The organism is uncultured Campylobacter sp., assembly GCF_938018145.1.
In the GTDB taxonomy this organism is placed as follows: Bacteria; Campylobacterota; Campylobacteria; order Campylobacterales; family Campylobacteraceae; genus Campylobacter_A.
This window is the reverse complement of sequence record NZ_CALIII010000283.1, coordinates 1-5197: the sequence shown is the minus strand read 5'-3', so window position 1 is coordinate 5197 and position 5197 is coordinate 1. Positions and strand designations below refer to the sequence as shown.

Annotated in this window: 6 protein-coding genes; 1 reads left to right on the top strand and 5 read right to left on the bottom strand. The window is 44.7% G+C overall.

All coding sequences use genetic code 11. The annotated features are described in order from the left end of the window. The 5 genes from Q0338_RS06565 to Q0338_RS06545 all read right to left on the bottom strand — a co-directional run. Positions 1-201 (bottom strand): asparaginase domain-containing protein (locus tag Q0338_RS06565; RefSeq protein ID WP_366119744.1); only part of this gene is annotated, 201 nt, incomplete at its 3' end. An 84-nt stretch (positions 202-285) separates the two neighbouring features. Next, on the bottom strand, positions 286-621 hold the full coding sequence (locus Q0338_RS06560; RefSeq protein ID WP_298086061.1) for an AzlD domain-containing protein: 336 nt from the start codon (positions 619-621) through the stop codon (positions 286-288). Next, positions 618-1280: an AzlC family ABC transporter permease gene (locus tag Q0338_RS06555; RefSeq protein WP_298086060.1), complete on the bottom strand. Its 663-nt coding sequence runs from the start codon at positions 1278-1280 to the stop codon at positions 618-620. The genes Q0338_RS06560 and Q0338_RS06555 overlap by 4 nt, the downstream gene beginning before the upstream one ends. A gap of 355 nt (positions 1281-1635) precedes the next feature. Further along, a complete protein-coding gene (gene flgG, locus Q0338_RS06550; protein WP_185899059.1) occupies positions 1636-2424 on the bottom strand; it encodes a flagellar basal-body rod protein FlgG in 789 nt (262 codons plus the stop codon). A gap of 574 nt (positions 2425-2998) precedes the next feature. After that, positions 2999-3811, bottom strand: a complete 813-nt coding sequence (locus Q0338_RS06545) for a flagellar hook-basal body protein (RefSeq protein ID WP_002948146.1) — start codon at positions 3809-3811, stop codon at positions 2999-3001. Positions 3812-4037: 226 nt separating this feature from the next. Between Q0338_RS06545 and Q0338_RS06540 the strand changes: the two genes are divergently transcribed. After that, on the top strand, positions 4038-5197 hold a 1160-nt coding region (locus Q0338_RS06540; RefSeq protein WP_298086059.1), incomplete at its 3' end, for a sigma-70 factor domain-containing protein.

Here is a 5197-nt window from a genome sequence, read left to right as displayed (position 1 = left end):
GGTCGCTATTTTGTTGATATCGGGTACCGCAGCGATCAGTTTATCGACCGTAACGGTTCCTGAGGTATAGCTCGTATCAAGAGCTCCAGAGCCGCTGCCGGCTATAGTGCCGCCAGTTGCCAAAATGTAAATAGTAGGCTTTGCAAAAGCCAAAGTCGCTCCTAAAAGCATGAAAATCACCGCCTTTACTGCAAAACGCATGTTTGCTCCTTGTATTGAGATGTTACGAGGATTTTTAGCGTTTATTGCTTAAATTTATTATTAATTCTTAATTTTTATTTTCAGTTAAATAATCCTAATAAGCGTCATATATATCGCCGTCGAAGCCGCGATACTAAGTAAGGTATTTTTAAATTTCAGATGAATCAAAACCGCGCTAAAAACAGCTAGCGCTTCGTTTAGTCCGTACGGATAAACGTCAAATTTGACGTCTCTTAGTCCGTAGCACACCAAGATAACCATTATCATCAAACCCATGTGTCGCTCCACGGCCGTTAGCCACGGACGCGGCTTATAGTTTTTGATGACGTAAAACGGCGCGGCGCGCGTCAAAAAGGTCGCAAACGCGCTTAGCAAAACGGCGGCGAATATCGCCCACTCGCTAGAACTCACGCTTATCAAAGCTTATCCTTAAAAACTAAAATAAAAATAAAGCAAAGCGCCATCGAGCCTACCAGCATCGCTTTAGCAGGCATGAGCGCTACGCCGGCGACTCCGAAAAAGCATGCCGCACCCAGCACTTTATAGTTCTTATCGTTTTTAAACATCTCCATCACGATCACGATAAAAAGCGCGGTTAGGCTAAACTCAAGCCCGCTCGTATCGACCTTTATCAGCCCGCCGGCTAGGCATCCGACCGCCGTTCCCGCCGCCCAGTAGAGCCACGAGAGCAAATTTAAACGCGTAAAAACATAGCTACGCTCCGCCGCGTCCGTGATCTTGAGCGCCTTAAATATCGCAAAAGTTTCGTCCGTGAGAGTCGCGATATTAAAAAGGCGAAATTTGAGATCTTTGTACTCTTTTAAAAGTGCGAGTCCGTAAAAAGTATGGCGTAAATTTACGAGGTAGCTCACGATAAAAACCTCCAAAAGCCCCGTGCCCGCGCTAAAAAGCGAGAGCATCATAAACTGCGCTGCGCCACCGTATGCTAGCGTGCTAAGAGCGATGGCGATAAATGCGCTAACGCCCATGCTTTTAGCCAGTATCCCAAAGGCGACGCCGAGGGGAAAATAGCCCATAAATATCGGAACGCTAAGCTTAAAAACGTAACTAAAATGCAAAAATTTTCCTTAATAAAAGCGCGATGATAGCTAAAATTTTAAAAAATTCGGATAAAGGCTGGAGATTTGAGCAAATTTTGAAAGACTGGCTGACGATAAGCAGATTTTTAGCATAATCGCTAAATGATCAAATTTAAGCCGTCCGTGCTTGATGTTTGGCTTAGATTTAAATACTCGATTGACAAACCAAAAATCATAAAATAAACAATGACTGCAAGCAAGAACCGTTACAAAACGGCTAAAATTTAACTCAAATTCGGCCGTTTTGATTAATTAAATTTAAAAAGCCGCCCGCTCCGTCAAATTTGCAAAGCAAATCTCGGACTAGGCGGCGTCAAATTTAGCCTATTTTAGGCTATCTCTTTAGGCTATTTACGATCGAGAGCATATCGTCGCTCGTCGTGATCGCCTTTGAGTTGGCTTCGTACGCGCGCTGACCCGTGATGAGGTCGGTCATCTCCTCTACCAGCTGGACGTTACTCATCTCGACAAACCCCTGTCTGATCGTACCCAGACCGTCCTGGCCCGCCGTACCGACTACGACCTCGCCGCTAGAACCAGTCGGCAGATAAAGGTTATCGCCCATGGAGTGCAGGCCTGCCGGGTTGATAAAATTTGCTAGCTCGATGCGGCCTACCTGCGTCATCTCGGTGTTGCCAGGCTGCAGCACTGAGACGGTGCCGTCAGTGCCGACTGATACCTGCGTGGCATCGGCCGGTATAGTCATCTGCGGCTGAAGCACGTATCCGTCGGAGTTTACGATCGTGCCTTCGCTATCTAGCTTAAAGGCGCCGTTTCTAGTATACGCCGTCGTGCCGTCTGGAAGCTGCACCTGGAAAAAGCCGTTGCCAGCTATAACCATATCGAGGTTATTGCTCGTTTCTTTAAAATAACCTTGCGAAAATATCTTCGTTATCGCCGTCGGACGCGCGCCTAGACCCACCTCGATACCCGTTGGGCTTTTCGTCGTGGCGCTGGTTGCAGTGCCCGCATACTCCATGACCTGATACATCAGATCGGCAAACTCGGCGCGGTTTTTCTTGTAGCCGATGGTGTTTACGTTTGCGATGTTGTGCGACGTAACGTCGATCTGGGTTTGTTGGGCGATCATGCCGGTGGCGGCGGAATAAATAGACCTCATCATTTCATTTTCCTCTTTCTGCAGGCGCGTCGCGCTTTGGTTTTATACGTCGTTGTGTTTTATTTTAACTTCGGTCACATACGCCCAGTATGCTCCCTCGTCAAAATAAAACCCGCCTCGTCTAATCCGCAAATCGCTTCCGCTTAGCAACTAGCTTAGCTTTGGGCGCCTTATCTTTATTTGTTTAATTTGCAAAAAATATTCCAAATTTGCAGTCTTAAATTTTACGCTTTTACGTAAAACCGTCACCGACTGTTTTTATGTCGGACAAGCGTCCAAATTTTACAAATTTGACACGATTTCTCGCATTTCTTAACCGTTTAGCAAAAGGCGTTCCAAATTTGCAAATTTGGGAAAAACTGAAAATATTTTGGCAGAAGTATTTTGAATTTATATTAGCGGCAGGGTTTTAATGCATAGCGATTTATGTTTATTAAAATTTAAAAACCTTAGCGGAAATATCTTTGAACGGATTTGCGAGTTGTGCAAATTTTTACTAGCAAGACTAGACACGTAGCCTGTCGCCGCGAGTAAAAATTAAATCTCTCGCAAATACGTCAAAGAGATAACGCTAAATTTAGACTTTCGTGTTAGCGAGTTTGCTTATGGCTTCCTGATTTAGATCGTCCATATGCGACGTCATAACCTTTTGATACATCTCGACAAAGCGCTGCGTCTCGATCAGTCCGACCATCTCAGTCACGGCGTTTACGTTGGATATTTGAGTGTATTTCCACGCGACCGCGTCTATCTCGCCGCCCACATCCTCAAGCTCCTTTAAATTCGGCAAAACATAGAGATTATCGCCCTCTTTTGTTAGATTTCGTATCTCTTTTGGCTGCGCTATATAAAGTCTAGCTAGCGGCTCCTCGTTTGAGTAGAGATTGCCATTTTTATCAGCGGAAAAGCGCTCTCCCTGCGGGATTTGGATGCCTTGAAAATTATTCGTAAAATAATCGCTCGGCAGCACCTTATAGCCCTCTTTTGTTACCAAAAATCCGTCCTCGTCGAGATTAAACGAGCCGTTTTTAGTTAGGCGCACGTCGCCGGGCTTCACCTCGACTAGGAAAAACAGATCCTCGCGCTTCATCGCAAAGTCAAGGTCGTTGTTTGAAAATTTAAGCCCGCCCTGGCTAAAATCCACGTATTGCTCCGAAATTTGCGGCACTCTGTCGATAGTTCTGTTTAGAAATTTAGCCGCGTCTTTCGTATGATTTTCTATCGGCAACTCGTCGCGGTACTCTTTAAAAATCCTCTCAAAATCCCCCACTACGACGTCGTCGCGTTTAAAACCGATCGTGTTTATGTTCGCTAGATTGTTTGCGATGACGTCTAGGCGGTTAAACTGCGTCACCATGGCGCCGGTTGCTTGGTAGTAGCCGTTGTTCATTTACTTTTCCTTATTTTGGCGACTCGTCTTTTTTGCTACGCTTTGCTTGCAACTTTCAGACGAGCACATTTTTCTGATTAGATCAGCAACTTCCGTTCCAACTCAAATTTAATAAAATTTTCAGCAAATTTAGCCTACATAAAAATGCCCGAATGATCGCATTTTTATTAATGTTTAAAAAAATTTGGGTATAATCCTCGTTTTCTACAAAAAGAAGGAATCCCGAATGAGTACCGCAAAAAAAGAGGCATTGTCGCTCATAGAAGAGCTTTTCAAAGAAAATGCCAAAGGCTATATCACTTACGAAAAACTTGTTAAATTTCTAGACAAAGCGCCGACCGCGGCGATAGCAAAAAAGATAGAGTCGCTAGCTAAAGCAAATAAAATCCAGCTCATCACCTCGGCCGAAATCGCCAAAATGCGCAATATCGAAGACGCCAAAAAGCGCCGCGAGGAGCTAGCGAAACTAGCCGACGACAATCTGGAAGAAGAATTTGACCTCGCCAGCGAAACGGATCTGCTCGAGTGGTCGCGCTCGGACAGTCCCGTGCGTATGTATCTGCGCGAAATGGGTCAAATCGCGCTACTAACCAAAGAAGAAGAAGTAGAAATCAGCAAAAAAATCGAGCTTGGCGAAGATATCATCATTGACGCATTTTGCTCAGTACCATACCTTATCGATTTTATCCTTGACTACAAAGAGCCACTTATCAACCGCGAACGCCGCGTAAAGGAGCTTTTTAGAAGCTTCGACGATGAGGGCGAGGAAGGCAGCGAAGAGGTCGAAGAGGAAGAAGAGGAAGAGATCGAAGACGAGGGCGAGGAAAGCGAAGAAAAAGAAGCTAAGCCTAAAAAAAATAGCAAAAAAGACGACAAGCGCGCCGAAAAGGTAATCGAGAGCTTTAAAGCGCTCGAAAAAGCTAAAAAAGAGTGGCTAAAAACGGCAAATAAGCAAAACGACGTCGAGACGGAGGATGAGTTTTTAGCAAAGATAACGCTTGCGTTTAAAAAGAAAATTTTAAAAGACAAGCTAATGGATCTAGGGCCTACTAGTAAGCTCATAACCGAGATCGTAAAGTCGATGGAAACGGCGCTAAAGAGCGATGATGAATTTGACAGAGAGCTAAAAAGACTCGAGTATAAGCTACCTATGTTTAGCGACGAGCTAAAGAAAAATCATAAGTCGATACTAAAAGATATCATCAAGCTCAGCAAAGAAGATATCATCGCGCGAGTACCCGAGGCTACGATGGTATCAACCTACGTAGAGATAAAAAAACTGTTTGCAACCAAGGAAGCGAGCAAAAGCGGATTTAACCTCGATCCGATACTTTTAAAGGAAATTTTAGAGCAAATCAAGCGTGGCAAAAAGATATCCGACGAAGC